A 25,662-nucleotide genomic window follows, 5' to 3' on the forward strand; every position below is an offset into this window, starting at 1 on the left:
GCGATGGGTAACGGCAAAGCTGATGATTTCAACCAAGACCTCCACAGCGAGAAGGGCGCCGTGCGCGGCGAACACCCCGGGCGCTCCAGGAGTCCCGTGATCAAGGTGGCGGACCTGGCCTGGCTTGAGTTCGAGAAGCCGGATCTGGACCGGGCGGAGGTGTTCGCGCGTGACTTCGGCTTCGCGATCGCCGCCCGCACCGAACGGGAGCTGTGGCTGCGCGGCACCTTCGCCGGCTCACCCTGCATGGTCATCCGGCGAGGGCAGGCGTCCCGGTTCATCGGTCCGGCGTTCCGCGCGGCCGAGCGGACCGACCTGGACCGGCTGGCTCGCGCTACCGGCACCAGCGTCCGGGACGCCGACGTACCCGGTGGCGGCCTGTCGGTCGCCCTGCTCGACCCCTCGGGCTTCGTCGTCCGGGTCGCGCACTGCGCCGAGCAGTTGCCCGCGCTGCCCGAACAGCAGCCGCTTCTGCTCAACTTCGGCACGGACCACCGTCGTACGAACACCACCCAGCGCCCGCCGCGCGAGCCCTCGCGCATCCAGCGGCTGGGGCATGTGGTGCTGGAGACGCGGGTGTTCGAACGGGCACTGAACTGGTACCTGGACACCCTGGGGATGATCGTGTCCGACTTCCTGTTCCTGGACGGGCAGCGCGGGCGTGGTCCGGCCATGGCCTTCATCCGCTGTGACCAGGGCAGCCTGGCCGTCGACCACCACACCCTGGCCATGCATCTCGGTCCCGGAACCGGTTACGTCCACTCCGCGTACCAGGTGACCGACCTCGACGCGATCGCCGCGGGCGGGGCTCACCGCCGCCGCCCGGGCAGGTGCCTCCATCCTCCACATCACTGAGAAGCTCTCATGTACCTCTACGCCGCTCTGGTCTGTCTCATCGTTTTGATCTTCGCCCTGCGGGGTGTGTCCAAGCTCCTGGCCCTGGGGCCCATCCCCGAGCTGGCCGCGCATGCCGACCCACCCTTCCTTGACTTTCCGGTATGCGATAACTTCTTTCCGAAACCGCCTGGGGTCGTGGGCGCGAGTCCCGGGCGGACCGAGGAGGAAGAGCACCGCATGCCCAGCAGCCCTATCCGACGTTCTGATGTCGTCTACACCGCCGTCGCCACCGCCGAGAACGGCCGTGACGGCCGGGTCGCCACCGACGACGGCAAGCTCGACGTCGTCGTGAACCCGCCGAAGGAGATGGGCGGCAGCGGCTCCGGCACCAACCCGGAGCAGCTGTTCGCCGCCGGTTACAGCGCCTGCTTCCAGGGCGCCCTCGGCGTCGCCGCCCGGCGGGAGAACGCCGACATCTCCGGCTCGACCGTCACCGCGAAGGTCGGCATCGGCAAGAACGACGACGGCTTCGGGATCATCGTCGAGATCTCGGCGGACATCCCCAACGTCGACGAGACCACCGCGAAGGCGCTCATCGAGCAGGCCCACCAGATCTGCCCGTACTCCAAGGCGACCCGCGGCAACATCACCGTGACGCTCGACTGACGGCACTCGTTGCGTACGGCGAAGGCCGCACCCTTGGACGTGGGGTGCGGCCTTCGCCCATGTTCCCCGGTCAGACGGCCGCCCGATGCACCGCCCGCACGAACCGCTCGTTCTCCGGCGCCGCCCCACCCGGAAACGCGCAGCGCCGCCGCGTGTACCCGTACGCCAGCCCGCTGCGCGGATCGGCGAAGGCCTGCGAGCCGCCCGCGCCGCTGTGCCCGAAGGCGCCCGCGCCCAGGAACGGGTACCAGGTCTCGGCCGTCGCCTGGAAACCGAGCCCGTACGCCTTGTGGGCCCGGGCCACCAGGTCGTGGCCGACGGAGTGGATCTGCCCGACCTCGGCGACCGTGTCCGGCTTCAGCAGCGGCGGCCGCCCGGCCACCTCGCTGATCGCCGCCGCGTACATCCCCGCGAGGCCGCGCGCGGCGGCCACGCCACCGGCCGACGCCGGTCCCTTGGCGCGGACGAGGCGGGAGTTGGCGTGGTCCACCAGCTCACCCGCCCCACCCGCGTGCGTGTTGAAGGCGATCGCGGTGAGCGTGTGCGGCCCGGTCGGCTGGGCGTCCAGGACCGCCTGCTGCTCGGGCGTCGGCAGCATCGGCCGCACGGATCGGAAGCGGACCTCCTCGGCGGCGGGCAGCCCGAGGAAGAAGTCCAGCCCGTACGGGGCGCGCACCCGCTCCTCGTACACGTCCTGGAGGGTTCGGCCCGTAGCCCGCCGTACCACCTCACCGGCGAGCGCGCCGATCACCAGCGCGTGATAGCCGAACGCCGTGCCGGGCCGCCAGAACGGCCGCTGGTCCGCGAGCCGTTCGGAGATCACCCGGTCGTCCGCCAGCTCCTCCTCGGTGAACCCGGAGTCGAGCCCGATCAGCCCCGCCCGGTGCGTGAGCAGCTCGCGCAGGGTCAGCGCGCCCTTGCCCTCGGCGGCGAACTCCGGCCAGTAGTACGTCACCTTGCGGTCCAGTTCCAGCGTGCCGTCCTGGACGAGGAGCGCGACGACGAGGTGGGCGGCGCCCTTCGTGGACGAGAAGACGCCGTACAGCGACTCGGCCGAGGCGCCGTCCGGACCCGCCCACAGGTCGACGACCCGCCGCCCGTGCACGTAGGCGCACAACTGCCCCTCGTAGTCCGGCCGCTCCCGCGCGACGAAAGCGGCGAACTCCGCGCGCACCTCCTCGTAGCCGTCGGCGACGGTGCCGTGGATCTCCTGCGTCATCCGATCTCCTTTTGCCTCCTCGGCCGTCCGCTGCTCGCGTGTGTGCCGTGGTTTACCTGGTCGCCAAGGTGAACAATGCCCGCCCGACCTGAGCGAATGCCCCCTTGGGGTGATCACGGAAGAGTGGTTCAGTGCCGAAGAGCACAGCGTGCGCGCCGCTGACCACCGACGCCCGCCCCGCCGCGGCGGCGGGCCCGCCGGTGCCGTCCGGCAGCGCACGCCAGTGCCCGGACACGAGCGGATTCCCGGCCGCGTACGACTGCTCGATCCGCACCCCGCGTCCGAGGTCCGTGAACCACACCGGCGCGTAGACGAACGAGTGCTCCGGCGCGCCTGTGGTGATCCGGCCGCCGGTGTTCACCACCCGCACCACCCCGTTGGCGTCGCCGTTGCCCTCGACGGGTTTGACCGGCAGCAGCCCGGCGTCGGCGTTGAGCGCCGCGCCGGCCGCGCCGCGCCCGACCAGACCGTGCCGGTCGAGGAAGCGGTCGAGAGCCTTCCGCGCCGCCGGGTTGAGGTCGTCGTACGCCAGCCCCGCCGACACGAACAGCACCTTCACCCCGGACCAGTCGAAACCGGCGTTCAGCGTCCCGGTCGACACCGGCGTCACCTCGAAGCCCATCTCCCGCAGCGCGAACAGCTCGCCCGACGTGACGGCCGCGGCCACCCGTACGCGCGTCAGCGGGCTGCCGCCGGTCAGGCGGGTGGCGTCGAAGGCGACGTCGTACGTCCGTGCCGCGGCCGCCGCCTGCCGCCGTGCCGCGCCCGGCACGATCGCACTGCCGTCGGCCGCCGGCCGGACCCGGACGCCTTGGGCCAGCAGGGAGTTGAGGGCCGCCACCTCGCTTGGATCGTCGAGGCGCAGCCGGAGGTCGCCGTGCGGGGCGACGTACCCCACGTGTGCGGCCTCGCGCACCGGACGCAGCAGCACGTGGGACAGGCCCCGCACCGGCTCGACCGTGGCGCCCCACAGCAGGCCGAGGCTCCAGCCGGAGATGTCGTACATCGCCGACACCTTGTCGCTGATGTCCCGCCCGTCGGCCAGCAGCACGTTCGCGAGCCCGCGCTTGGGCTGGCGCATGTCCACGACGTACGAGCCCTTGGCGTACCACCGCCCGGAGAGCCGGAAGTCGTGCGGTGCGCGGCTTACGCGGACGTCGTGGGCGAGCAGGTGGTCGACGAGGCGCGCGGCGGCGGTGGGGGAGCGCTGGGCGGCGCCCGCCGGGATGACGTAGGCGCGGGGGAAGGTGGTGGTGTAGACGTCCTCCGGGCCGATGCCGGGGACGCCGGGTACGGTCTGCTCGGACACCGGCACCTGCGCGGCCCCCGCCGCACCGCGCCTGAAGACCTCGATCTGGTCGGCGACCAGTGAACGGCGGTGTCCCCGCACGTAGTCGAGGGTCGCGTCGAGCGCGGCGCCCGCGACGGCCACGTTGATCGCGGCCCGGCGCCGCAGCTCGCGCTGCGGCAGGCTGTCGTAGGCGTTGTTGTTCACCTGGAGCGGGATCTCGACGGTGTGCGCGGCGACCGTGCCGTGGAAGGCCGCGTACTGCGGGGTGAAGATGGGCGGCCAGTCGTCCCAGCCCTCCTCCTGGTCCCGGAAGGGGATCTGCGCGGGCTCGACGCCGTCCCTCCCGGGTGTGTGGCCGAGGCCGTTGACGGCGGCCTCCATGCCGAGGGCGTTGGCGTAGGTGTGCTTCAGGAAGAGGTCGTACTCGTAGTTCTCGCCGTGCGGCGGCGTGGTGGGCTCGATGAGCGTGCCGTTGACATAGCCGTGCAGGTCGAGCAGGACGGCCGGCTGCTTGTCGACCATGATCTGCCGCATCGCCCGCGTCTCGGGCTGGGAGGCGGTGACGAAGTCCCGGTTGAGGTCGAATCCGCCCGCGTTCGCGCGGGTTCCGGCGATACGGCCGTCCGGGTTGGCGGTGATGTTGAAGTACAGGCGGCTGTGCGCGAGCAGGTCCCTGGTCCGCGCGTCGTTCGCGGTCGCGAGCCGTTCGACGAGCTTGAGGGAGGCGTCGGTGCCCTCCCACTCGTTGCCGTGGATGTTGTTGTTGAAGAAGACGGGCGTCTTGTACGCGGCCCTGATGCGCGGGTCCTTCGCGGCCGTCGTCGGCGCGTTCTCGATGAGCTCGCGCATCCGGGTCTGTTCGCGCGTCTGACGGGCCGTCTCCGGGGCGGTGACGGTGACGAGATAGAGCCGGTGGCCACCGGCCGAGCGGCCCGCGATCTCCACGCTCACCCGGTCGCCGAGGCGTTGCAGCGCGTTCAGCTTCGACGCGATGCCGTGGTACGGGGTGAGGCCCAGCTTGAGGGACTTGTCGGCCGGGTTCACGGGGTCCGCGGGGAGCTGCTGCTCACGCGGGTAACCACGTAACGCGTCCGAGAGATCGGGGACGGGCGCGGTGAACGCCTGACGGGCGGTGCTCGCCGGGGACTTGGCGGGGCGGTGGTCGAGGGCGGGGCCCTCCGTCTCCGCCCGGGTGACGGGGTCGGTGTCCGCGCCTGCCGGGACGGGGGCGGCCAGCAGGAGTGAGCCTGCCGTGGTGAGGGCGAGGGTGGCCATCAGGACGGGTCTCGCAGAGGTCGTTCTCGTGATGCGCACGCGTACCTCCTCCGGGTTCCTGAGATCGGTACGGCGAGGTGTACCTGTTCGACTCAACCGCAACAAGGGGGCGTTGGTGTCGCCGATACCGGCCGTTGCCCCGGATGGCCCACGGCGGCACTCGGGACCCTGCCGGTCGTTACGCCGGCGTGACCGCCCCCGGAGGCCGCCCCGATAGGGTTCCCCCATGCACGATCTCGGGGCGGGTTTCAGCTATCTCCTGAAGGGCCAGCGTTGGGTGGCCCGGCACGGCAAGCAGTACGGCTTTGGGCTGCTGCCCGGCCTGATCACCCTCGTCCTCTACGCGGCGGCCCTGGTGGCGCTGGCGCTGTGGGGCGAGGACTTCGTCACCTGGGCGACGCCCTTCGCCGACGACTGGTCCAGCCCCTGGCCCGGCCTGTTCCGCGGCTTCCTCACGGCCGTCCTCTTCGCCCTCGCCCTGCTGCTCTCTGTCCTCACCTTCACGGCGGTCACGCTGCTGGTCGGCCAGCCCTTCTACGAGGCGCTGTCCGAGTCGGTCGACCGTGACGTCTCCCCGGACGGCACGGCGCCCGTCTCCCACCTGCCCCTGTACAAGGAGCTGTGGATCTCGGCCCGCGACAGCCTCCGGGTCCTGGCCCGCGCCGCCGTGTGGGGCGTGCTGCTCTTCGCCCTCGGCTTCGTCCCGGTGGCCGGCCAGACGGTCGTACCCGTGCTCGGCGTCTTCGTCACCGGCTTCTTCCTCACCGAGGAACTCACCTCCGTGGCCCTCCAGCGCCGGGGCGTCGAACTCCGCGACCGGCTCGCCCTGCTGCGCTCCCGCAGGACCCTGATCTGGGGCTTCGGCACGCCCCTCGGGCTCGCCTTCCTCGTCCCCTTCGTCGCCGTCTTCCTGATGCCGGGCGCGGTCGCGGGCGCGACGCTGCTGGCCCGGGAACTGCGGGGCGAGGAGATCGTCGAAGCCGCCCTCGACGAGGCCGAGGGCAGCTCCAGGTAACGGCGACCTCAGTGCCGCGAGTGCGCGTCGGCCGCGGCGGTCACGATCGCCCGTACCTGCGCGATGATGTCCAGCCGGTTCTGCACGAACTCGGGGTCGGTGACCTCGGTGGTGTTGCCCGCGCCGAACTGCAGTACAGGCGTGTGCACGTGCCCGCCGGGCAGCGTGTCGTGCAGCCCCAGCCGGTCCCGTAGCAGCGTCGCCCGGTAGGCGATCTCGTTGGAGAGGTAGTTCCCGCCGCCCCCGGCGCGTGCCGTCGACCCGGGGGTCGGCCCGTCCGGCCGGACGACGGCCTCGGTGCCGCCCGCCGGTATCTCGGTCACGCTGGTGTTGTCGTACACCGGGAACCTGCCGGTGCCGGCGGTCACGATCCGCTCGTACGGCAGGGTCGTCGACGTCCACTGCGGCTGCGAGGCCGGGTCGGTGACCGGGACGGTCTCCGTCCGGCTGACGTTCTCGTTGTCCGGGAACCCGCCCCGCCAGGCCCCGTTGGTCCGCTCGATGTCGAACCGCCCGACGCGGCCCTGGCTCACGGTCGTGAAGAGATCGACCTTCGGCAGATACGGCCGTAGCGTCCGCTCCACCGTGCCGTCCGCGAAGTCCTGCCAGCGCACCGGGAACACGGCGGTCTCCACCCGCGCCGGCCCGTCCGCCGTCCGGATCACCACGCCGTCGAGGGCGAGCGCGGTGGCACCGGACGGATTGGAGATCCGCACGTCCCGGTCCAGGGTGAACGGATCGAACCCGGTGACAAGGATCCGCTTCATGCCCTTGCCGCCGCGCGGATAGTGGAGGTCGCTCTGCCCGCGCGAGGTCCGCTCCAACGCGTCCAGCAGCGCCGCCCGCCCCCGCTCACCGAGCCCGAACTCCGGCTCCCAGCCGCGCACTTCCCGGGTCATCCCCAACCGCGCCCAGTACAGGGGTCGATCGTCGTCCCGGCTGAGATCCCCCTCGACCGGCCCCCGCCCCTGCGCCCGGTCCACCGCCCGCCGCCACAGCGCCGACCCTTCCCGTACGACGATCCGGTGGGCCTGCGCGTACGACCGGGCCGCACCCAGCGCGTCCGCGAACCCGGGCGCCACCTCGTCGAATCCGGACCGCCGCAGAATCTCCTGCGGCACGGCCCGCTCCAGTCGCTGTTCCTCGACGGTGTACGCCGGTTGTGCCGAAGCGGTGGCGCCGGCCGGGGTGGCGAGCCCGGCCACCAGGACACATCCGAGTACACCGATGCCAACACGTATGGAATTCAAGGGGTTCGGGTCCTTCCGTCGCAGTGGGGTGCAGTCCGGGAACGGCCGCAGTATCCCGTGACGGAAGAGGCCTGCGCCATGGTCCGTGACGCAGGGGCGCGCCTCACGGTCGTTTGTGAAAGGTTCGTACGAGATCCAGGCGGGCCGCTCGATCGCGGACCGCAGGATCACGCCGACGACTACCGTCTGATCCAGGGCGATGGGTCCCACGAGCAGCCCCGGTCCGGGACCTGACATCCGGACCGGGGCTCACGGGAGCAACGCACAGCGGAGCACGGCCGTGCCGTCGGACCGAAACCCTAAGGCTTCTCGCTGGTGACCTTCCGATAGGCGATCTCCGCCAGCCGCGCCTGACCGTTCTTGCTCGGGTGGAACCAGTCCCAAGGGCTCAACTGCGCGGTGCCGAAGCGGTACTCGAACACCGCCCCGCCGTCGTACCGGCAGTACTCGTCCGCCCCGCAGACCTCCGCCAGCACGGCGTTGTAGTCCATCACCCGCCGCTGCACCGTCGCGCGCCGCTCGTTGGCCGCCGCGTCCACCGCGTCCGCGTCGCCCAGCATCGACGGGCAGATCCCCAGCTTCCACACCTGCTTGCCCAGCGGGTTCGTACGGCCCTCGGACCACAGCCGCATCAGGTTCGGAATGCTCGCCACATACACCTGAGCCTTGGGCAGGGCCTCGCGCAGCGTGTGCAGCGCGTCCTCGAAGTCGGCCCGGAAGTCGTCCACCGGCGTCATCGCCGACGTCGAGGACCGGCAGGCGTCGTTCGCGCCCGTCATCACCGTCACGAGCTCCGGCTCGCGCGCCGCCGCACGCTCCATCTGCGCCGGGAGGTCCGCCATCGCCGTCCCGCTCACCGCGTAGTTCCAGCTGTGCGTGGCGGCCCGCGCGCCCAGCAGCCGTACGGCGAGGCTGTTCACCTCGGGACTGTCGCCGGTCGCCCAGGACACCTCCGGGCAGTCCACCAGCACCGCGCAGGCGTCGAACCCACGGGTGATGGAGTCACCGACGGCGGCGATCGACCCGGGACTGCGGTCCCACACCACCGCCGGACCCGCCTCGGCCCGCTGCCGGCCCAGGCCGGCCTCGTCCGGCCCGTCGCCGCCCATGGCATCGCAGCCGGTCAGTCCCACCACGGCAGCCGTGAGCACGGCCACCGCGGTTCGCACCCGCTGTCCGGTCTTCCGCATCGTCCGCCGGCCCCCTCACTCGCTCTCCTTGACCCCCTCCATACAACGCGCGAAGGTTCCCGGCCGCTCGCTGTGCAACGGGTCACGCCCGTACAAGCGTCCCCCTGGGTGAATGGCGGGAGTTTCCGGGCGCCGGGACCGACGGTACGTCACACTCCTTGCGCCGCCGCACGGTAGCCTCGCCATCAACGTGGCCGACCGGCCACCGCCGCCCTGCCAGCCGCAACACGCCCGCTCAGCCCGGAGGTCCCGGTGACGACACGTGGAGTCCTGTACGTGCACTCCGCGCCGCGCGCGCTGTGCCCGCACGTCGAGTGGGCCGTCGCCGGGGTGCTCGGCACGCGCGTCAACCTCGACTGGATCCGGCAGCCGGCCGCGCCCGGCACGTGGCGCTCGGAGTTCTCCTGGCAGGGCGAGCCCGGCACCGCCTCCAAACTGGCCTCGGCGCTGCGCGGCTGGCAACTCCTGCGCTTCGAGGTCACCGCCGAACCCTGCGCCACCGCCGAGGGCGAGCGCTACAGCTGCACCCCCGACCTCGGCATCTTCCACGCCGTCACCGGCATCCACGGCGACATCCTCATCCCCGAGGACCGCCTCCGCGCGGCCCTGACCCGCGCCCAGCAGGATGAAACGGACCTGGAAGCGGAAATCGCCAAACTCCTGGGCAAGCCGTGGGACGACGAGTTGGAGCCGTTCAGGTACGCGGGTGAGGGAGCACCGGTCCGCTGGCTGCACCAGGTGGTCTGAAGCCTGGACAGGTGAAGGGCCCCCACCTCGCTTCAGTTCTAGTGGTCGTTGCAACACCCCAGTTCAGGGGTGGCAATGGACTTCGAGATTCGTGGGGACCGGACGGCTCAGGGGCCTGTGAAGCTGAGCCGGGAGCGGACGGAATACTCCCGGCTCGTGCAACAGGGCTACAGCAACAAGGAAGCCTGCCGGCTGGTCGGTATCGACGAGCGGACCGGCAGAAAGTGGCGTAACGGCCGCAGCGCCGACCGTAGGCAGAAGGCGGCACCACCGATCAACGCGGTGGTGCCGCCTTCTGGTCCGTCCCGGTATCTGCGTGAGGCCGACCGGATCTACATCGCTGACCGGCTGCGGGAGAAGGCCACGCTCCGGGCGATCGCGGCCGAGCTGGGCCGTAGCCCGTCCACCGTCAGCCGCGAGATCCGCCGTAACCGGCATCCGGGCAACGGCCAGTACCGGCCGCACGCCGCCCAGGCCCGCGCCGATGCCCGCCGGCCCCGCCCCAAGCCGGGAAAGATCAGCCGGAACCGTGAGCTGCGGGACTTCATCCAGGACCACCTGCATCTACGGTGGAGTCCGGAGCAGATCTGCCAGGCTCTGCGGGCACAGTTGCCCGAGCGGCCGGAGATGCATGTGGTCCACGAGACGGTTTACCAGGCTCTCTACGTCCAAGGACGCGGAGAGTTGCGCCGTGAGCTGGCCCGCGCCCTGCGGACCGGTCGCGCCCGGCGCAAGCCGCGTCGCCAGGCCCAGCAGCGCCAGCCACGGTTTTCCACCCCCATGGTGATGATCAGCGAACGGCCCGCCGAAGCGGAAGACCGGGCCGTGCCCGGCCACTGGGAAGGCGACCTCATCATCGGCAAGGACGGTAAGTCGGCCATCGGCACCCTGGTCGAGCGCGCCACCCGCTACGTCATGCTCCTGCACCTGCCCGGCGACCACGGCGCCGAGAGCGTCCGGGACGTGCTGGTCACCACGGTCCAGACCCTGCCCTCGCACCTCACACGGTCCCTGACCTGGGACCAGGGAAGCGAGATGGGCGCCCACGGCGCGTTCACCGTCGCCACCGGCATCCCGGTCTACTTCTGCGACCCGGCCAGCCCCTGGCAGCGAGGCTCCAACGAGAACACCAACGGCCTGCTGCGGCAGTACTTCCCCAAGGGCACCGACCTCTCGGTCCACACCCGCAAGCACCTGGACGCCGTGGCCGCCGAACTCAACGGTCGCCCACGCAAAACGCTCGGCTGGGAAACCCCAGCCGAGCGCCTGCATAAACTGCTCGCGGCCTGATCAACACGACCACGTGTTGCGACGACCCCTAGAAAGCACCTCGAAAGGTGGGGGCCCTTCACGTACGTATGGGTGCTTCTCAGACTGTCTTTCTCAGGCTGTCTTCTCAGACCGTCCGGAACGCCAGCACCACGTTGTGCCCACCGAACCCGAACGAGTCGTTCAGCGCGGCGATACGCCCCTCGACGGGCAGCTTCCGCGCCTCACCGCGCACCACATCGGCATTCGCCTCGGCCTCGGGGTCGAGGTTCTCGATGTTGATGGTCGGCGGAGCCACCCGGTGGTACAGCGCGAGCACGGTCGCGACCGTCTCGACACCGCCCGCACCACCCAGCAGATGACCGGTCATCGACTTCGTCGCGGACACCGCGATGTGGTCGGTGTCGTCACCGAACACCTTCCGCAGCGCCTTCAGCTCGGCGACGTCACCGGCCGGCGTCGACGTGGCGTGCGCGTTGACGTGCACGATCTCCGCCGGATCCAGATCCGTACGCTCCAGCAGGTTCTGCAGGGCGTGGCTGATGCCACGTCCTTCCGGCTCCGGCTGCACGATGTCGTGGCTGTCGGCGGAGATGCCCTGTCCGACCGCCTCGGCGTACACCCGCGCCCCGCGCTTCGCGGCGTGCTCGGCGGACTCCAGGACGACGACACCGGCGCCCTCGCCGAGGACGAAGCCGTCGCGGGCGACGTCGTAGGGACGCGACGCGCCCTGCGGGTCGTCGTTGTTCTTGGACATCGCCATCATGTTGCCGAACGCGGCGATCGGCAGCGGGTGGATCGCCGCCTCCGTACCACCGGCGACGACGATGTCGGCGCGGCCGGAGCGGATCATCTCGATGGCGTAGCCGATGGCCTCGGCGCCCGAGGCGCACGCGGAGACCGGGGTGTGCACGCCCGCCCGGGCGCCCACGGCCAGACCCACGTTCGCGGAGGGGCTGTTCGGCATCAGCATGGGGACGGTGTGCGGGGAGACCCGGCGTACGCCCTTCTCCTTCAGCACGTCGTACTGGTCGAGCAGGGTCGTCACACCGCCGATGCCGGAGGCGATGACCGCGCCGAGCCGGTCCGGGTCGACCTCGGCGCCCTCGCCGGCCTTGGCGTTGAAACCGGCGTCGGCCCACGCCTCCTGCGCGGCGATCAGCGCGAACTGCGCCGAGCGGTCGAGGCGGCGGGCCTGCGGCCGCGGGATGGTCTCGGTGGGTTCCACCGCGACCGGCGCGGCGATGCGGACCGCCTGCTCGGCGGCCCACTCCTGCTCCAGGGGCTTGACGCCGGAACGACCGGCGACCAAGCCCTCCCAGGTAGAGGCTGCGTCGCCACCCAGCGGTGTGGTTGCGCCGATACCGGTGACGACCACGGTGCGATTGGTCGGGCTCACGGGAATTCTTTCTCCAACGGATACGAGGATTCAGCGGCGCCACCGCCGGGTGGCGGGGCCGGAGACACCCGGCCCAGGGGGCCTTTAGGCCTGGTGCTTGAGGATGTACTCGGTCGCGTCGCCCACGGTCTTGAGGTTCTTGACGTCGTCGTCGGGGATCTTCACGTCGAAGCGCTCCTCGGCGGCGACGACGACCTCGACCATGGACAGCGAGTCGACGTCCAGGTCGTCGGTGAAGGACTTGTCCAGCTGGACGTCCTCGGTGGGGATCCCGGCGATCTCGTTCACGATCTCCGCGAGACCGGCGACGATCTCTTCCTGAGTGGCGGCCATGTCAGGCGCTCCTTCGTAGTGTTCCAGAGGGTGTGGCGGTGCTGCTTCCCGCACCGGATCGAACATGATCCGGCACGGAGTGCCTAGGGGAGAGTAACGACCGTCGCTGCGTACACGAGACCCGCCCCGAATCCGATGACGAGCGCGGTGTCGCCGCTCTTCGCCTCGCCGGTCGCCAGGAGCCGCTCCATCGCGAGCGGAATCGAGGCGGCCGAGGTGTTGCCGGTGGTGCGAATGTCACGGGCGACCGTGACCGACTCCGGCAGCTTGAGTGTCTTCACCATCGAGTCGATGATCCGCTCGTTGGCCTGGTGCGGAATGAAGACGTCCAGGTCGGTCGGCTCAATTCCGGCGGCGTCCAGCGCCTCCTTGGCGACCTTGGCCATCTCGAACACGGCCCAGCGGAACACCGCCTGGCCCTCCTGCGTGATGGCGGGGAACCGTTCGACCTCGCCGGCCCGGTAGTCCGTCCACGGCACGGTCTGCTTGATGGTCTCGGACTTGTCGCCCTCGGAACCCCACACCGTGGGGCCGATCGCGGGCTCCTGCGACGGGCCGACGACGACCGCGCCGGCGCCGTCGCCGAACAGGAAGGCCGTCGCCCGGTCCTCCAGGTCGGTCAGGTCGCTCAGCCGCTCGACGCCGATGACCAGGACGTACTCGGCGCTGCCCTCGACGATCATGCCCTTGGCGAGGGTCAGGCCGTAGCCGAAGCCCGCGCAGCCGGCCGAGATGTCGAAGGCGGCGGCCTTGGCCGTGCCCAGCTTGTCGGCGATCTCGGTGGCGACGGCCGGGGTCTGCTTGAAGTGCGTGACGGTCGAGACGATCACCGCGCCGACCTGCTCGGCGGAGATCCCGGCGTCGGCGATCGCCTTGCCGGACGCCTCGATCGACATCGCGGCGACCGTCTCCTCGTCGCTCGCCCAGTGCCGGGTCTCGATGCCGGAGCGCGAACGGATCCACTCGTCGGACGAGTCGATCTTCTCGAGGATCACCTCGTTCGGCACCACCCGGGTGGGCCGGTAGCCGCCCACGCCGAGGATCCGCGCGTACGGGGCACCCTTGCTGGGCTTGATCTTCGACATGTTGCAGTCGGCTCCTTAGGGCGTCAGCAGGGCGTCAGGCGTGCTCGGCGATGAGCTCGCGGGCCGCGTCGAGGTCGTCGGGGGTCTTCAGGGCCAGCGTCTGCACGCCGGGCAGGGCGCGCTTGGCGAGGCCGGTCAGGGTGCCGCCGGGGCACACCTCCAGCAGCGCGGTGACGCCGAGCTTCTGGAACGTCTCCATGCACAGGTCCCAGCGGACCGGATTGGCGACCTGGCCGACCAGCCGCTCGACGATCTCGGCGCCGGTGGCGACCGTCTGACCGTCCTTGTTCGAGACGTAGGTGATCTTCGGGTCGGCGGGCGTCAGCGCCTCGGCGGCCGCGGCCAGCTTGTCGACCGCGGGTGCCATGTGGTGGGTGTGGAAGGCGCCGGCCACCTTCAGCGGGACGACCTTGCGGACGCCCTCCGGCTTGTCCTCGTTCAGCGCCGCGAGCTGCTCCAGCGTTCCCGCGGCCACGATCTGCCCGGCGCCGTTGACGTTCGCCGGGGTCAGGCCCAGCTTCTGCAGGTGCGCCACGCTCACCTCGGGGTCGCCGCCGAGCAGCGCCGACATCCCGGTCTCGGTGATCGCGGCGGCCTCGGCCATGGCCAGGCCCCGCTTGCGCACGAGGGTCAGCGCGGCGGTGTCGTCGAGGACACCGGCGAAGGCGGCCGCGGTGATCTCGCCGACACTGTGGCCCGCCACCGCGCCCGGCGAAATGTCACCGAGTGCCGCGGCAGACAGGAGCCCGGCGGCGACGAGCAGCGGCTGCGCGACGGCCGTGTCGCGGATCTCGTCCGCGTCGGCCTTCGTGCCGTAGTGGGCGAGGTCCAGTCCGATGGCGTCCGACCAGGCGGCGACGCGGTCGGCGGCACCGGGCAGTTCGAGCCAGGGAGTCAGGAAGCCGGGCGTCTGGGCGCCCTGGCCGGGAGCGACGAGTACGAGCACTCTCACACTCTCTCTTGGGTACGGGCACGGCCGCCCGTGGGGACAAGGACGAAGAACGGGAAGGGGATTTGTGGGCCCCCGACAAAAGACTAGGGCTGGAGATCTCCATCAGCCAGACGCCCCAGGATCAGCGCGATGCGCAACGTGAACGCGGAACGTACATCGGATGGCGACCAACCGGTGACGTCAGTCACACGTCGAAGCCGGTAGCGCACGGTGTTGGGATGGACGAACAGCATCCGGGCGGCGCCTTCGAGGCTGCTCGCCTGTTCGAGATAGACGCTGAGCGTCTCCAGGAGCGCGGAGCCGGCCTCCTCCAGTGGTCTGTAGATCTCCTCCACCAGTTGCTCGCGCGCACTCGGGTCCGAGGCGATCGCGCGCTCCGGCAGCAGGTCGTCCGCCAGCACCGGCCGCGGCGCGTCCTGCCAGGCGGAACACGCCTTCAGCCCCGCTGCGGCGGCCTGCGCGGACCTGGTCGCGGCCAGCAGATCGGGCACGATCGGGCCGGCGACCACCGGACCTGCGGCGAAGGGCCCGATCAGCGACTTGGCGACGGCGAGCGGATTGTCGCTGCCGCCCGCGATGACTACCAGCCGGTCGCCCAGCACCCCGGTCAGCACCTGCAGCTTGGCATGCCGTGCCGCACGCCGGATGGCCTCCACGGTCAGCTCGGAGTCTCCGTCGGGTGCGGTCCCCAGCACCACGCACACATGCTCCGGCGCGTTCCAGCCCAGCGCCGCCGCCCGCGACACCGCGCCCTCGTCGGCCTCGCCGCTCAGCACGGCGTTCACGACCAGCGACTCCAGCCGCGCGTCCCAGGCACCCCGTGCCTCGGCGGCCTGGGCGTACACCTGGGCGGTGGCGAAGGCGATCTCCCGCGCGTACACCAGGAGCGCCTCGCGCAGGATGCTCTCGTCGCCGGGGGCGGCGACCTCGTCGATCGCGCTCTCCATGACCTCGATGGTGGTGCGCACCATCTCCACGGTCTGCCGCAGCGTGATCGCCCTGGTCAGCTCGCGTGGCGCGGTGCCGAAGACGTCGGTGGAGATCGCCTGCGGGGCGTCCGGGTGCCGGAACCACTCGGTGAACGCGGCGATACCGGCCTGCGCGACCAGCCCGATCCAGGAACGGTTCTCCGGGGGCATGGCCCGGTACCACGGCAGCGTCTCGTCCATCCGCGCGATGGCCTGGGCGGCGAGACTGCCGGAGGACTTCTCCAGCCGCTTCAGGGTCGCGGAGTGCGGATGCACGCCGTGCGAGGCGGTACGTGTGTTGCTGGTTTCGGGTTCGGGCACGGGACAAGACTGCCTTATCGGGACGCGGACGCGTGTCGCCGGGTCGGGGTGAGGTCCACACCACGCACCCGGAGCGTGGGGGCCGGGGCGCGCGTGGTGCGGTCCTCGGGTGGTGCGGGGCGGGGCTACGGTGGTGTCCGTGATGGACGTGCGGCGCGCCGGTGAGCGCTACCCCGGAGGTGACCCGGAGGCCGGGATCGAGTCCCGTCACGCCTTCTCCTTCGGCCCCCACTACGACCCCGACAACCTGCGCTTCGGCGCCCTGATCGCCTGCAACGAGGAACGCCTGGCTCCCGGCGCCGGTTTCGCGGAGCACCCGCACAGCCACACCGAGATCGTCACGTGGGTCGCCGAGGGCGAGCTGACGCACCGCGACTCCACGGGGCACGAGACGGTCGTCCGCGCCGGTGACGTGCAGCGCCTGAGCGCCGCGTCCGGCGTGCGGCACGTCGAACGCAACGACGGCGAACGCCCGTTGACGTTCGTGCAGATGTGGCTGGCCCCGCTCGCGCCGGGCGGCGACCCGGCGTACGAGATCGTCCACGGCATCGCGGACGCGACGCCGTACGCGGTCCCGGAGGCCGGCGCGATGCTGCACGTACGCCGTCTGGCCCCGGGCGAACGCACGGCGGTCCCCGACGCCCCCCACGTCTACGTCCATGTGGTGCACGGCGAAGTCACCCTGGACGCCGAGCGCCTGGGCCCCGGTGACGCGGCCCGCATCGTGGACGCGAAGGACGTGGAGGCGGTGGGGGTGACGTCGGCGGAGCTGCTGATGTGGGAGATGGCCTGACGGCGGTCAGGCCGCGCGCGCCTCCGCGAGCACCGCGTCCGTGAACGTCGGCCACGCCTCGATCGCCCAGGGCCCGAACGCCCGGTCCGACAGGGCGACGCAGGCCAGCCCCGCGTCCGGGTCGATCCACAGGAACGTACCGGACTGCCCGAAGTGCCCGAACGTGCGCGGTGACGACGAACCGCCCGTCCAGTGCGGCGACTTGGCGTCGCGGATCTCGAAGCCGAGCCCCCAGTCGTTGGGGTTCTGGTGCCCGTACCCGGGAAGCACGCCCTTCGTCCCGGGGTACTGCACGCTCATCGCCTCGGCGACCGTACGCGGGTCGAGCAGCCGCGGCGCCTGCACCTCGGCGGCGAACCGCAGCAGGTCCTCGACCGTCGACACCCCGTCCTTCGCCGGGGAGCCCTCAAGAGAGGTCGACGTCATGCCCAGCGGCTCCAGCACCGCCTGCCGCAGATACTCCGCGAACGGGATGTCCGTGGCCTTGGCGACATGGTCCCCGAGCTGCTCGAACCCGGCGTTGGAGTACAGCCGCCGCTCCCCGGGCGGCGCCGTCACCCGGTGCTCGTCGAAGGCCAGCCCCGAGGTGTGCGCCAGCAGATGACGCACCGTCGACCCGGGCGGCCCGGCCGGTTCGTCGAACTCGACCGCGCCCTCCTCGTACGCGACCAGCACGGCGTACGCGGCCAGCGGCTTGGTCACCGAGGCCAGCGCGAAGCGCTGCCCGACCGGCCCCCGCACCCCCAGCACGGCACCATCGGCCCGTGCGACCCCCGCCGCAGCGGTGGGAACCGGCCAGTTGTCGATCAACGCCAAGCTCTGCAAGGACATGCCCCGAGCCTAATCGTGCTCAGGGCACCCACCGCATGAAGGGGTCCCCGGTCCGTGCGAAGCCCAGCGACTCGTACAGCGGCTCCGCCTCGGCGGACGCGGTCAGGTCGACCTGCCCGACGCCCCGCTCGCGGAACCACTCCAGCAGCTCCGCCGTGCACGCGCGCGCGTACCCCCGCCTGCGGGCGTCCGGATCGGTGGCCACGCTGAAGACGTACCCGACCAGCCCGCGCGGGTTGCCCGCCTTGCCGATCCGGTACTCCAGCGTCCCGACCGCCAGCGCCGCCAGCGCCCCCGGCCGGTCCGGATGGTCCACCACGAACGCCGCGAAGTCCCCGTCCGGTTCGGCCAGCCGCGCCCGGAGCCTCGGCAGGGACTCGGCATGCCACTCGGTGGACGACGACCCGCCGGAGAACACCGAGTCGATCATCACCTGGCGCAGGCGCAGCACTTCTTCGACATCGTCCGGCAGGGCACGGCGTACGAGACTCATGACCCGCACGCTAACCGCCGAGCCCCCGCCCGTCCCGCCGATTTTCTTACCGTCTCTTTCCGGCCGCGCTTGCTTGGAGTGCACTCCAAGGTCATAGCGTGGAACGCATGACGGTGATGCAGACCACGGCAGCAGCCACCGAAGCGGCCCACGAGGAGATCCACCAAGGGGCCCACGAAGAGGCCCTTACCCGCACTGACATCTGCTCCGCCGCGCCCCGCCGGCATCCACGCCCCGACGGTCAGGACCGCTACACGATCAGTGAGGTCGTCGCCTTCACCGGCCTGTCGGCGCACACCCTGCGCTGGTACGAGCGGATCGGCCTGATGTCCCACATCGACCGGTCGCACACCGGCCAGCGCCGCTACAGCAACCGCGACCTGGACTGGCTCGACCTCGTCGGCAAGCTGCGGCTGACCGGTATGCCGGTCGCCGACATGGTGCGGTACGCGGAGCTGGTGCGCGCGGGCGACGGCACGTTCGCGGAGCGCCGCGAGCTGCTGGAGACGACCCGCCGGGACGTCCTGGAGCGGATCGCCGAGCTCCAGGACACCCTCGCCGTACTCGACCGCAAGATCAGTTTCTACTCCGACGCCGACCGCGCGCACCCGTCGCACGAAGGGGAGAGGACCCGATGAACGACAGCACGATGGCGACGGTACGGCTCGGCGAGGGCGGCCCCGAGGTCGGTGTGCAGGGCCTCGGCTGCATGGGCATGAGCTTCGCCTACGGCCCCTCCGACGCGAACGAGTCACGGGCCACCCTGGAGCGGGCGCTGGAGCTGGGCGTCACGCTGTACGACACGGCGGACGCGTACGGCGCCGGCGACAACGAGCGGTTCCTGTCGTCGTTCTTCAAGGCGCACCGCGACGGGGTCGTGATCGCGACCAAGTTCGCCCTGTCGATCCCGCCGGACGACCCGACCCGGCGGGTCATCCGCAACGACCCGCCCTACATCCGCGAGGCCGTCGAGGCCAGCCTGCGGCGCCTCGACGTCGACGTGATCGACCTCTACTACATGCACCGCCGGGACGTGAACGTGCCGATCGAGGAGACGGTCGGCGTGATGTCCGAGCTGGTCCGCGAGGGCAAGGTCAAGCACCTGGGCCTCAGCGAGGTCACCGCCGGGGAACTGCGCGCCGCGCACGCCGTGCACCCCATCGCCGCCGTGCAGTCGGAGTGGTCGCTGTTCAGCCGGGACATCGAGGCGAAGGTCGTACCGGCGGCGCGGGAACTGGGCGTCGCCCTGGTCCCGTACTCCCCGCTCGGCCGCGGCTTCCTCACCGGTTCCTTCGTGAACGCCGAGCAGGACCTCACCGCCGACGACTTCCGCCGCCAGCAGCCCCGCTTCACCGGCGACAACGCCACGGCGAACGCGGCGCTCCTGGAACCGATCCGATCGGTCGCCGAGGCCCACAGCGCCACCCTCGGCCAGATAGCCCTGGCCTGGGTCCAGCAGCAGACGGCCGTACACGACCTCGCGATCGTCCCGATCCCGGGCACACGCAAGCCGAGCCGCGTCGAGGAGAACACGGCGGCCACGAAGATTGTCCTCAGTGAGGAGGAGTTGAAACTCCTGGACCCCATAGCGAGCAGGGTGTCAGGCAACCGCTACGCAGACATGACGTTCACGTCGGCGGGACGGGAGTAGACGTCCCCAAGGGGCGCGGGGCTGTATCAATATGCGGCTCCGCCGCGTGGGCGCGACCAGCCCCCACGTACCCGAAATCACAGCTCAGCCAACAACTCGGCCTTCTTCACAGAGAACTCCTCATCAGTGACCAACCCGGCCTGATGCAACTCCCCAAGATGCCGAATCCGCTCCGCGATATCCGCAGGATCCCTTCGCGGAGCGGCGGCCACCACAACCCCCGCCGCCCCCGCGGAGCGCACCGCCGCCAGCACAGCCGCCGCGAACGGCAGTGACTCATGCACCGGCCCGTACCCCAGCCCGAACACCACGGCCGCCGGATCCTGATCGGCCTGCCCGCGCTGCTCCCCGGCATCCCGCCGCAGCAACCGCAGATGCCCCTCGAACACCTCCGGCGACCGCCACTCCACGCCGTTCAGATCCGCCACGGCGAACTTCTGGTCCCCGGCCTTCCACTTCGCCGACGAGGCCCCCGCCCAGGACCACCGAAACGCCACCGACGTCCCGTCGAACGAGGCCTTCCCGTCGTACGCCTTGAACGACAACGGTGCCTCGGGCGCGTTCACCAGAAACCGCTCCGCCGGGCCGGACTCCGTCAGTCGCGCCCGCAGTTCGTCGGCGTAGTACTCCGCGAGAGCGTCCCGCTCGGCGGGCAGCACCAGCCGATAAGGATCGCTGCCCTCCCTCAGTTGCCCCGCCGCCGCCTCCATCAACGGATCCGCCCCCGGCCGCGGCTCGGCACGCAGGACGACGGTCCCGCGCCGCCCGGGGGAGAGCGTCACCCCCTGCAGCGCCGCCAGCGGCACCCGCCGCTCACCGAGCGCCTGGAAGAGCTTAGGTGTTCGAATCCCCCGTTCGTAGCGGATGAGCACGGAGTCGGACTCGAACTCCCAGGCGGCATGAAATCCGGCCAGTACGTCACCCATGCGGCTCATCGTATGCGGCACGCGCTCTTTCGTCCCCTCCCTGCGCAGACCGCAGTTTCTGCGCCTCTACGCGCGTCCGACCGCCGTCGTGCCGGACAAACCCGCCCGGCACATGCCCGCATCGTCGGCGCAGTCCACCGCGCGGTACGCGCCAACCCCGATCTCGGCGAAGTTGGCGAGGCTCTCCGTGCCCGGTTCGAAGTACCCGGCGTGCCCGTGGGCGCCGCGCGCCGACAGCACGCGCGCCCCGAACGCCGCGGACACCGGATCCGCGCCGTGCCCGAGCCCGCCCAACTCCATGTACGGCACGTCCTGGATCCAGTCGTCGGCGTCCCGCATCGCCCACACCCGCGCGGAGGTGCGCAGCTGGGAGGCGTTGGTGGCGCGCATCCCGGGACTGCCGGCCACCGCTATGTCGGACACCCGGCCGGGCAGCGTGTGCGCGGCGACGCCGCAGACGACGGAGCCGTAGCTGTGGCAGAACAGCGAGACCGGCGCGTCGCCGGGCAGCGCGCGTACCAGCGCGTTCAGCCGGACCGCCCCGGCCTCGGCGCGCATCGCGGTGGCCGACTCCATGCCGAGGCCGTTGGGCGTGGTGTAGTCGGCCCAGGCGATCACGGCCGTGCGCGTCGACGGGGCGGCGGCGCGCTCGGCGGCGTAGAGGGACTTCGCCATGCCGACCGGGGCGGCGTACCTGCGGTTGGTGCGCTGGAAGGTGAGCAGGTCGGTGTCCACGCCGGGGACGACGACGGAGACCCGCTCGGCCCGGTCGAGGTCGCCGAAGACCTCGGCGATCCGGCCGGAGCCCTCGGGGTCGAAGGCGAGGATGTGCCGATCGGCATGCATGAGCGACTGGAAGCGGTGCATACGCCGGCCCGCCTCGTGCTGCCCGGTGGGACTGAGCCGGTTGTCGTGCATGCGTTCGAGTTCGACCTTGCGGGCCTGGTCGAGGGCGATGCGGTTGGCCCGGTAGCGCAGCTGGACGGGGGCGCCGTTCATGTTGCCGACCGCGAGCGGATAGCGGCGGGCCAGGTGGGCGCGCTCACCGTCGGTGAGCGAGGCGAAGAAGGCGGCGAGCCGGGCGGGTGCGGTGTCCGGGTCCGGCAACCGGTGTCCGTCGAGACGGCCACGCTCCCAGGCGGACAGGGAGGCCTGGAGCGGGGTGTCCGACCGGTGGTGGCGCAGCGCGGTCCAGCCGGTGGTCGCCAGCATCACGAACACCACGGCCAGCGCGAGCAGGGCGCGCCAGACGCTGAGCGAGGGCGAGGTGTCGAAGGAAGTCACTGGGAGGACACACTAGGAGAACGAGAGTGTCTCGCGTGAACCGTGTGGCGCGGATCACGTTTGAGGAAAGTCACCTGATCGCAACGCCAAATGACCGCACCGCACCCCTTTGTCGCGGCCTGCGCCGCTCCCCGCCTGCGCCCGGCTCAGCGCCCGCGCCAGTCGCCCGCCAGTACCGGACCCACCTGATCGAGGTACGTGGCCGCCAAGGTGCGCATCGCCTCCAGGCTGACGTCCGGCCCCGTGCTCCACAGCCGTTCGGTGACCCGGATGACCCCGCCGAAGACCGCCACCGCCACCCGCGGCCGCGGATCGGCGTCCACGTCCAGGCCCTCCCGCTCGGCGATCAGCCGCGCCATCTCCTCCTCCGTCTCCGCCGACCGGCGCAGATGCGCGGCGAGCAGGACGGGCGTCGACTCGATCACCCGGTACATCCGCAGGTACTGCTCGATCGGGACGACCGCCTCGATGACCTCGCTGATCCGGTCCCAGCCGTCCAGCACCGCCCGGCGCAGCGCCTCCATCGGCGGCTCGTGCGCGGGGCGGGCGCGCACCGCCTCGACGAAGTACGCCACCGTCATCGCCTCCAGGGCGAGGGCCGCTTCCTCCTTGCCGGAGAAGTAGCGGAAGAAGGTGCGCTGCGAGACGTCGACGGCGGCGGCGATCTCGTCGACGGTGGTGTGGTCGTAGCCGCGGGTGGTGAACAGCTCCACCGCCGCGCGCAGCAGCGCGTCCCGGGTGCGCTGCTTCTTGCGTTCGCGCAGGCCCGGCCGCGGCCCTGCCCGTGTGTTGCCGACCGTGTCCATGGGGCCTCTCCTGCGAACTGTTCTGCCTGATCAGGCTATATGTGAGTGTCGTGACAGTTACCGACTTGTGAATTGGTTTGTCAACTGTCAGCGGCTGTCATTAGCCTCGAACGTATGACTAGTCAGACCACCATCGACAAGACGGGGCCGGGGGACAAGGCACCAGCCGCCCCGTCTGGCCCGGCGCCGGTCAAGGGCCTGCGCGGCCATCCCTGGCTCACCCTCATCACCGTCGCCGTGGGCGTCATGATGGTGGCCCTGGACGGCACCATCGTGGCCATCGCCAACCCGGCCATCCAGAAGGACCTGAGCGCCAGCTTCGCCGAGGTCCAGTGGATCACCAACGGATACTTCCTCGCTCTCGCGGTCTCCCTCATCACCGCCGGCAAGCTCGGCGACCGGTTCGGGCACCGCCAGACCTTCCTGATCGGCGTGGTCGGCTTCGCCGCCGCCTCCGGTGCCATCGGTCTGTCCAGCAGCATTGCCGCGGTCGTCGTCTTCCGCGTCTTCCAGGGTCTGTTCGGCGCGCTGCTGATGCCGGCCGCGCTCGGCCTGCTGCGGGCGACCTTCCCCGCCGAGAAGCTCAACATGGCCATCGGCATCTGGGGCATGGTCATCGGCGCCTCGACCGCCGGCGGCCCGATCCTCGGCGGCGTCCTCGTCGAGCACGTCAACTGGCAGTCGGTGTTCTTCATCAACGTGCCGGTCGGCATCCTCGCCGTCGTCCTCGGCGCCTGGATCCTGCTGGACCACCGCGCCGAGAACGCCCCGCGCTCCTTCGACATCCTGGGCATAGCCCTGCTGTCGGCGGCGATGTTCTGCCTGGTCTGGGCGCTCATCAAGGCCCCCGAGTGGGGCTGGGCCGACGGCAAGACATGGGCGTTCATAGCCGCCTCGGTGGTCGGCTTCGTGCTCTTCGCCTTCTGGGAGACGAAGGTCAAGGAGCCGCTCATCCCGCTCGCGCTCTTCCGCTCGATCCCGCTGTCCGCGGGTGTCGTGCTGATGGTCCTGATGGCCATCGCGTTCATGGGCGGCCTGTTCTTCGTGACGTTCTATCTGCAGAACGTCCACGGCATGAGCCCGATCGACGCCGGCCTGCACCTGCTGCCACTCACCGGCATGATGATCGTCGGCTCCCCGCTCGCGGGCGCGATGATCACCAAGTTCGGCCCGCGCGTCCCGCTGGCGGGCGGCATGGCGTTCACCGCGATCGCCATGTACGGCATGTCCACGCTTGGGACGGACACCGGCAGCGGCGTCATGTCGCTCTGGTTCGCCCTGCTCGGCCTCGGCCTCGCGCCGGTCATGGTCGGCGCCACCGAGGTCATCGTCGGCAACGCGCCCATGGAGCTGTCCGGCGTGGCCGGCGGTCTCCAGCAGGCCGCGATGCAGATCGGCGGCAGCCTCGGTACGGCCGTCCTGGGCGCCGTGATGGCCTCCAAGGTCGACAGCGACCTCGCCGGCAACTGGGTGGACGCCGGACTTCCGGCGCTGACCCCGGCCCAGGAGGCCCAGGCCTCCGAGGCGGTCCAGGTCGGCGTGGCACCGCTGGCGCCGGGCACCCCGGACGCCGTCGCCGCGAAGATCACGGACGTCGCCCACGACACCTTCATCTCCGGCATGAGCCTGGCGTCGCTGGTCGCGGCCGGGGTCGCGGTGGTGGCGGTGCTGGTCGCCTTCCTGACGAAGCGCGGCGAGAACGCGGAGGCGGGCGCGGGAGCGGCGCACATCTAGCAGGCACGTCCTGGACGCGTTCAGGACGCGTCCAGGACACACATCCACGACGCACACCTGACGGGAACTCACCTATCAGGGTGACAGTCCTGAAGACCCCTCACACCCGGCACGCGCCGCAGGTCACAGTGGGTCAAGCCCTCCGTACGACATGTTCCGGTGGCACGTTCGTACGACAACGAGGGCGGCCCGGGCTGCGGCGCGCTGCCGGAGGGGGGCGGCGCGCCGACAGACCGGACAGACGGTCAGGCATGGAACGCGCAGCGGGGGTACTCGCCACATCGACCCGAACGAGCCGCGAGGTTCAGGGAGTTGATGAGCTGATGGCGGGCTTCGGACAAGGAACGCGCAGGTACCCCCGCTCACGTGGCCGGACGTGGTCACGGACCGGGCCGGATCGCGCGCAACTCGGGATCATCGGCGCCATCTGTGCGATCGCCGGTTTCTCTGAAAGGGGCCTCCGGTACAACGCCGGGGGCCCCACTCACGTCGGTCACGTAGTCACGTAGCTGCGGGCAGTCGTGCCGCTGGGGCGGCACGGGTGGGCGACCGCGCCGGCGGGTGCCGCACCTTTAATGCCGCTGTTCCTCCGCCGACGGCCCGGGCACCGACAGTGCGGCCACCTGCGCCCGCAACGCCCGTACCTCCTCCGTCAGTGCCGCGATGGCCTCCGTCTGCCGCCGTTCCTCCGCGTCATCCATCTCGAACCGCGATATGAACCACGCGGCGATGTTCGCGGTCACGACACCGAGCAACGCGATCCCCGACAGCATCAACCCCACCGCCAGCAACCGCCCCACCCCGGTCGTCGGCGCGTGATCCCCGTACCCCACGGTCGTCATCGTCGTGAACGACCACCACACGGCGTCACCCAGCGTCCGGATGTTCCCGCCGGGCGCGTCCCGCTCCACCGACAGCACGGCCAGCGATCCGAACATCAGCAGCCCCACCACCGCGCCGGCCACATACGTCGTCAGCCGTATCTGCGAGGCCATCCGCGCCCGCCGCCCCGCCAGCAGCAGAGTCGACACCAGCCGCAGCAACCGCAACGGCTGCAGCAACGGCAGCACCACCGCGCACAGGTCCAGCCAGTTCCGCCGTACGAAACCCCGCCGGTCCGGCGCCAGCCACAGCCGCACCCCGTAGTCGGCGGCGAACGCCCCCCACACCACCCACTCCACGACCAGACAAGCAGCCGTCAGAGTCCGCCCCGCCGAACTGTCCACTATCGGCACCGCATACGCGACGGCGAACACCACGGCCAGCACCAGCAGCGGCCGTTGGGTACGCCGCTCCCACCGCACCTGCGCCGATTGCTCCTTCATGC

The 25,662-nt window shown here is 71.0% G+C and carries 23 protein-coding genes and 2 pseudogenes; 10 read left to right on the forward strand and 15 right to left on the reverse strand.

The annotated features are described in order from the left end of the window. Window positions 1-3: 3 nt before the first annotated feature. Both I2W78_RS27880 and I2W78_RS27885 read left to right on the forward strand, forming a co-directional pair. A pseudogene (locus I2W78_RS27880) lies at window positions 4-828 on the forward strand (VOC family protein); the annotation flags it as partial. A gap of 246 nt (window positions 829-1,074) precedes the next feature. After that, entirely contained in the window at window positions 1,075-1,503 is a 429-nt protein-coding gene (locus tag I2W78_RS27885) for an organic hydroperoxide resistance protein (RefSeq protein WP_196463001.1), read from the forward strand. A gap of 70 nt (window positions 1,504-1,573) precedes the next feature. Here I2W78_RS27885 and I2W78_RS27890 read toward each other — a convergent pair whose 3' ends face one another. Together I2W78_RS27890 and I2W78_RS27895 are read right to left on the reverse strand one after the other, a co-directional pair. Further along, the gene (locus tag I2W78_RS27890) at window positions 1,574-2,722 is read right to left on the reverse strand and encodes a serine hydrolase domain-containing protein (RefSeq protein ID WP_196463002.1); all 1,149 of its coding nucleotides are present in this window, start codon (window positions 2,720-2,722) and stop codon (window positions 1,574-1,576) included. Window positions 2,723-2,774: 52 nt separating this feature from the next. Beyond that, entirely contained in the window at window positions 2,775-5,288 is a 2,514-nt protein-coding gene (locus I2W78_RS27895) for a M14 family zinc carboxypeptidase (protein ID WP_196464750.1), read from the reverse strand. A 226-nt stretch (window positions 5,289-5,514) separates the two neighbouring features. Here I2W78_RS27895 and I2W78_RS27900 point away from each other — a divergent pair, with 226 nt between their 5' ends. Next, window positions 5,515-6,303 (forward strand): EI24 domain-containing protein, encoded by a 789-nt coding sequence (locus I2W78_RS27900; protein WP_196463003.1) that lies wholly within the window; start codon window positions 5,515-5,517, stop codon window positions 6,301-6,303. 8 nt (window positions 6,304-6,311) lie between these two features. Here the strand turns inward: I2W78_RS27900 and I2W78_RS27905 are convergent, their stop codons facing one another. Beyond that, window positions 6,312-7,553 carry a pyroglutamyl peptidase gene (locus tag I2W78_RS27905; RefSeq protein WP_196463004.1) on the reverse strand — a complete coding sequence of 414 codons (1,242 nt, stop codon included), beginning with the start codon at window positions 7,551-7,553 and terminating at the stop codon, window positions 6,312-6,314. Window positions 7,554-7,852: 299 nt separating this feature from the next. Then, a complete protein-coding gene (locus I2W78_RS27910; RefSeq protein WP_196463005.1) occupies window positions 7,853-8,743 on the reverse strand; it encodes an SGNH/GDSL hydrolase family protein in 891 nt (296 codons plus the stop codon). Window positions 8,744-8,995: 252 nt separating this feature from the next. On the opposite strand from I2W78_RS27910, the gene I2W78_RS27915 reads away from it, so the two are divergent. After that, complete coding sequence (locus I2W78_RS27915) at window positions 8,996-9,490, forward strand: DUF3145 domain-containing protein (protein ID WP_196463006.1); 495 nt, start codon at window positions 8,996-8,998, stop codon at window positions 9,488-9,490. 75 nt (window positions 9,491-9,565) lie between these two features. Then, a complete protein-coding gene (locus tag I2W78_RS27920) occupies window positions 9,566-10,780 on the forward strand; it encodes an IS30 family transposase (protein ID WP_230885458.1) in 1,215 nt (404 codons plus the stop codon). Window positions 10,781-10,886: 106 nt separating this feature from the next. On the opposite strand, the gene fabF is transcribed toward I2W78_RS27920, so the two are convergent. The 5 genes from fabF to fasR all read right to left on the reverse strand — a co-directional run bounded on the left by fabF (window position 10,887) and on the right by fasR (window position 15,817). After that, window positions 10,887-12,158, reverse strand: coding sequence for a beta-ketoacyl-ACP synthase II (fabF, locus tag I2W78_RS27925; protein ID WP_196463007.1), 1,272 nt, complete (start codon window positions 12,156-12,158; stop codon window positions 10,887-10,889). 84 nt (window positions 12,159-12,242) lie between these two features. Continuing rightward, window positions 12,243-12,491 carry an acyl carrier protein gene (locus I2W78_RS27930; protein WP_181659766.1) on the reverse strand — a complete coding sequence of 83 codons (249 nt, stop codon included), beginning with the start codon at window positions 12,489-12,491 and terminating at the stop codon, window positions 12,243-12,245. Between the two features lie 83 nt (window positions 12,492-12,574). Then, a complete protein-coding gene (locus tag I2W78_RS27935; RefSeq protein ID WP_196463008.1) occupies window positions 12,575-13,576 on the reverse strand; it encodes a ketoacyl-ACP synthase III in 1,002 nt (333 codons plus the stop codon). 34 nt (window positions 13,577-13,610) lie between these two features. Continuing rightward, window positions 13,611-14,522 carry an ACP S-malonyltransferase gene (locus I2W78_RS27940; RefSeq protein WP_196464751.1) on the reverse strand — a complete coding sequence of 304 codons (912 nt, stop codon included), beginning with the start codon at window positions 14,520-14,522 and terminating at the stop codon, window positions 13,611-13,613. Between the two features lie 89 nt (window positions 14,523-14,611). Next, the gene (fasR, locus tag I2W78_RS27945; protein WP_196463009.1) at window positions 14,612-15,817 is read right to left on the reverse strand and encodes a fatty acid biosynthesis transcriptional regulator FasR; all 1,206 of its coding nucleotides are present in this window, start codon (window positions 15,815-15,817) and stop codon (window positions 14,612-14,614) included. Between the two features lie 142 nt (window positions 15,818-15,959). Here fasR and I2W78_RS27950 point away from each other — a divergent pair, with 142 nt between their 5' ends. Continuing rightward, window positions 15,960-16,610: a pirin family protein gene (locus tag I2W78_RS27950; protein ID WP_196464752.1), complete on the forward strand. Its 651-nt coding sequence runs from the start codon at window positions 15,960-15,962 to the stop codon at window positions 16,608-16,610. Between the two features lie 6 nt (window positions 16,611-16,616). Here I2W78_RS27950 and I2W78_RS27955 read toward each other — a convergent pair whose 3' ends face one another. Both I2W78_RS27955 and I2W78_RS27960 read right to left on the reverse strand, forming a co-directional pair. Then, the gene (locus I2W78_RS27955; protein ID WP_196463010.1) at window positions 16,617-17,441 is read right to left on the reverse strand and encodes a serine hydrolase domain-containing protein; all 825 of its coding nucleotides are present in this window, start codon (window positions 17,439-17,441) and stop codon (window positions 16,617-16,619) included. A gap of 19 nt (window positions 17,442-17,460) precedes the next feature. Next, window positions 17,461-17,934: a GNAT family N-acetyltransferase gene (locus I2W78_RS27960; protein WP_196463011.1), complete on the reverse strand. Its 474-nt coding sequence runs from the start codon at window positions 17,932-17,934 to the stop codon at window positions 17,461-17,463. Window positions 17,935-18,041: 107 nt separating this feature from the next. Here I2W78_RS27960 and I2W78_RS27965 point away from each other — a divergent pair, with 107 nt between their 5' ends. Continuing rightward, window positions 18,042-18,572 carry a MerR family transcriptional regulator gene (locus I2W78_RS27965; RefSeq protein ID WP_196463012.1) on the forward strand — a complete coding sequence of 177 codons (531 nt, stop codon included), beginning with the start codon at window positions 18,042-18,044 and terminating at the stop codon, window positions 18,570-18,572. Continuing rightward, window positions 18,569-19,585: an aldo/keto reductase gene (locus I2W78_RS27970; RefSeq protein ID WP_196463013.1), complete on the forward strand. Its 1,017-nt coding sequence runs from the start codon at window positions 18,569-18,571 to the stop codon at window positions 19,583-19,585. Before I2W78_RS27965 ends, I2W78_RS27970 begins: the two co-directional genes overlap by 4 nt. Window positions 19,586-19,662: 77 nt before the next feature. Here the strand turns inward: I2W78_RS27970 and I2W78_RS27975 are convergent, their stop codons facing one another. The 3 genes from I2W78_RS27975 to I2W78_RS27985 form a co-directional block, all read right to left on the reverse strand. After that, window positions 19,663-20,511, reverse strand: coding sequence for a DUF4429 domain-containing protein (locus I2W78_RS27975; RefSeq protein WP_196463014.1), 849 nt, complete (start codon window positions 20,509-20,511; stop codon window positions 19,663-19,665). Between the two features lie 66 nt (window positions 20,512-20,577). Continuing rightward, a complete protein-coding gene (locus I2W78_RS27980) occupies window positions 20,578-21,795 on the reverse strand; it encodes an alpha/beta hydrolase (RefSeq protein ID WP_196463015.1) in 1,218 nt (405 codons plus the stop codon). 146 nt (window positions 21,796-21,941) lie between these two features. After that, entirely contained in the window at window positions 21,942-22,601 is a 660-nt protein-coding gene (locus I2W78_RS27985) for a TetR family transcriptional regulator (protein WP_196463016.1), read from the reverse strand. Window positions 22,602-22,715: 114 nt separating this feature from the next. On the opposite strand from I2W78_RS27985, the gene I2W78_RS27990 reads away from it, so the two are divergent. Together I2W78_RS27990 and I2W78_RS40770 are read left to right on the forward strand one after the other, a co-directional pair. Then, window positions 22,716-24,335 (forward strand): MFS transporter, encoded by a 1,620-nt coding sequence (locus I2W78_RS27990; protein WP_196463017.1) that lies wholly within the window; start codon window positions 22,716-22,718, stop codon window positions 24,333-24,335. Window positions 24,336-24,658: 323 nt separating this feature from the next. After that, a pseudogene (locus tag I2W78_RS40770) lies at window positions 24,659-24,796 on the forward strand (small hydrophobic protein); the annotation flags it as partial. A gap of 111 nt (window positions 24,797-24,907) precedes the next feature. On the opposite strand, the gene I2W78_RS27995 reads toward I2W78_RS40770, so the two are convergent. Then, entirely contained in the window at window positions 24,908-25,660 is a 753-nt protein-coding gene (locus I2W78_RS27995) for a potassium channel family protein (protein WP_196463018.1), read from the reverse strand. Window positions 25,661-25,662 lie beyond the last annotated feature (2 nt).

Origin of the sequence: Streptomyces spinoverrucosus, assembly GCF_015712165.1 — a bacterium.
Lineage (GTDB): Bacteria > Actinomycetota > Actinomycetes > Streptomycetales > Streptomycetaceae > Streptomyces > Streptomyces spinoverrucosus_A.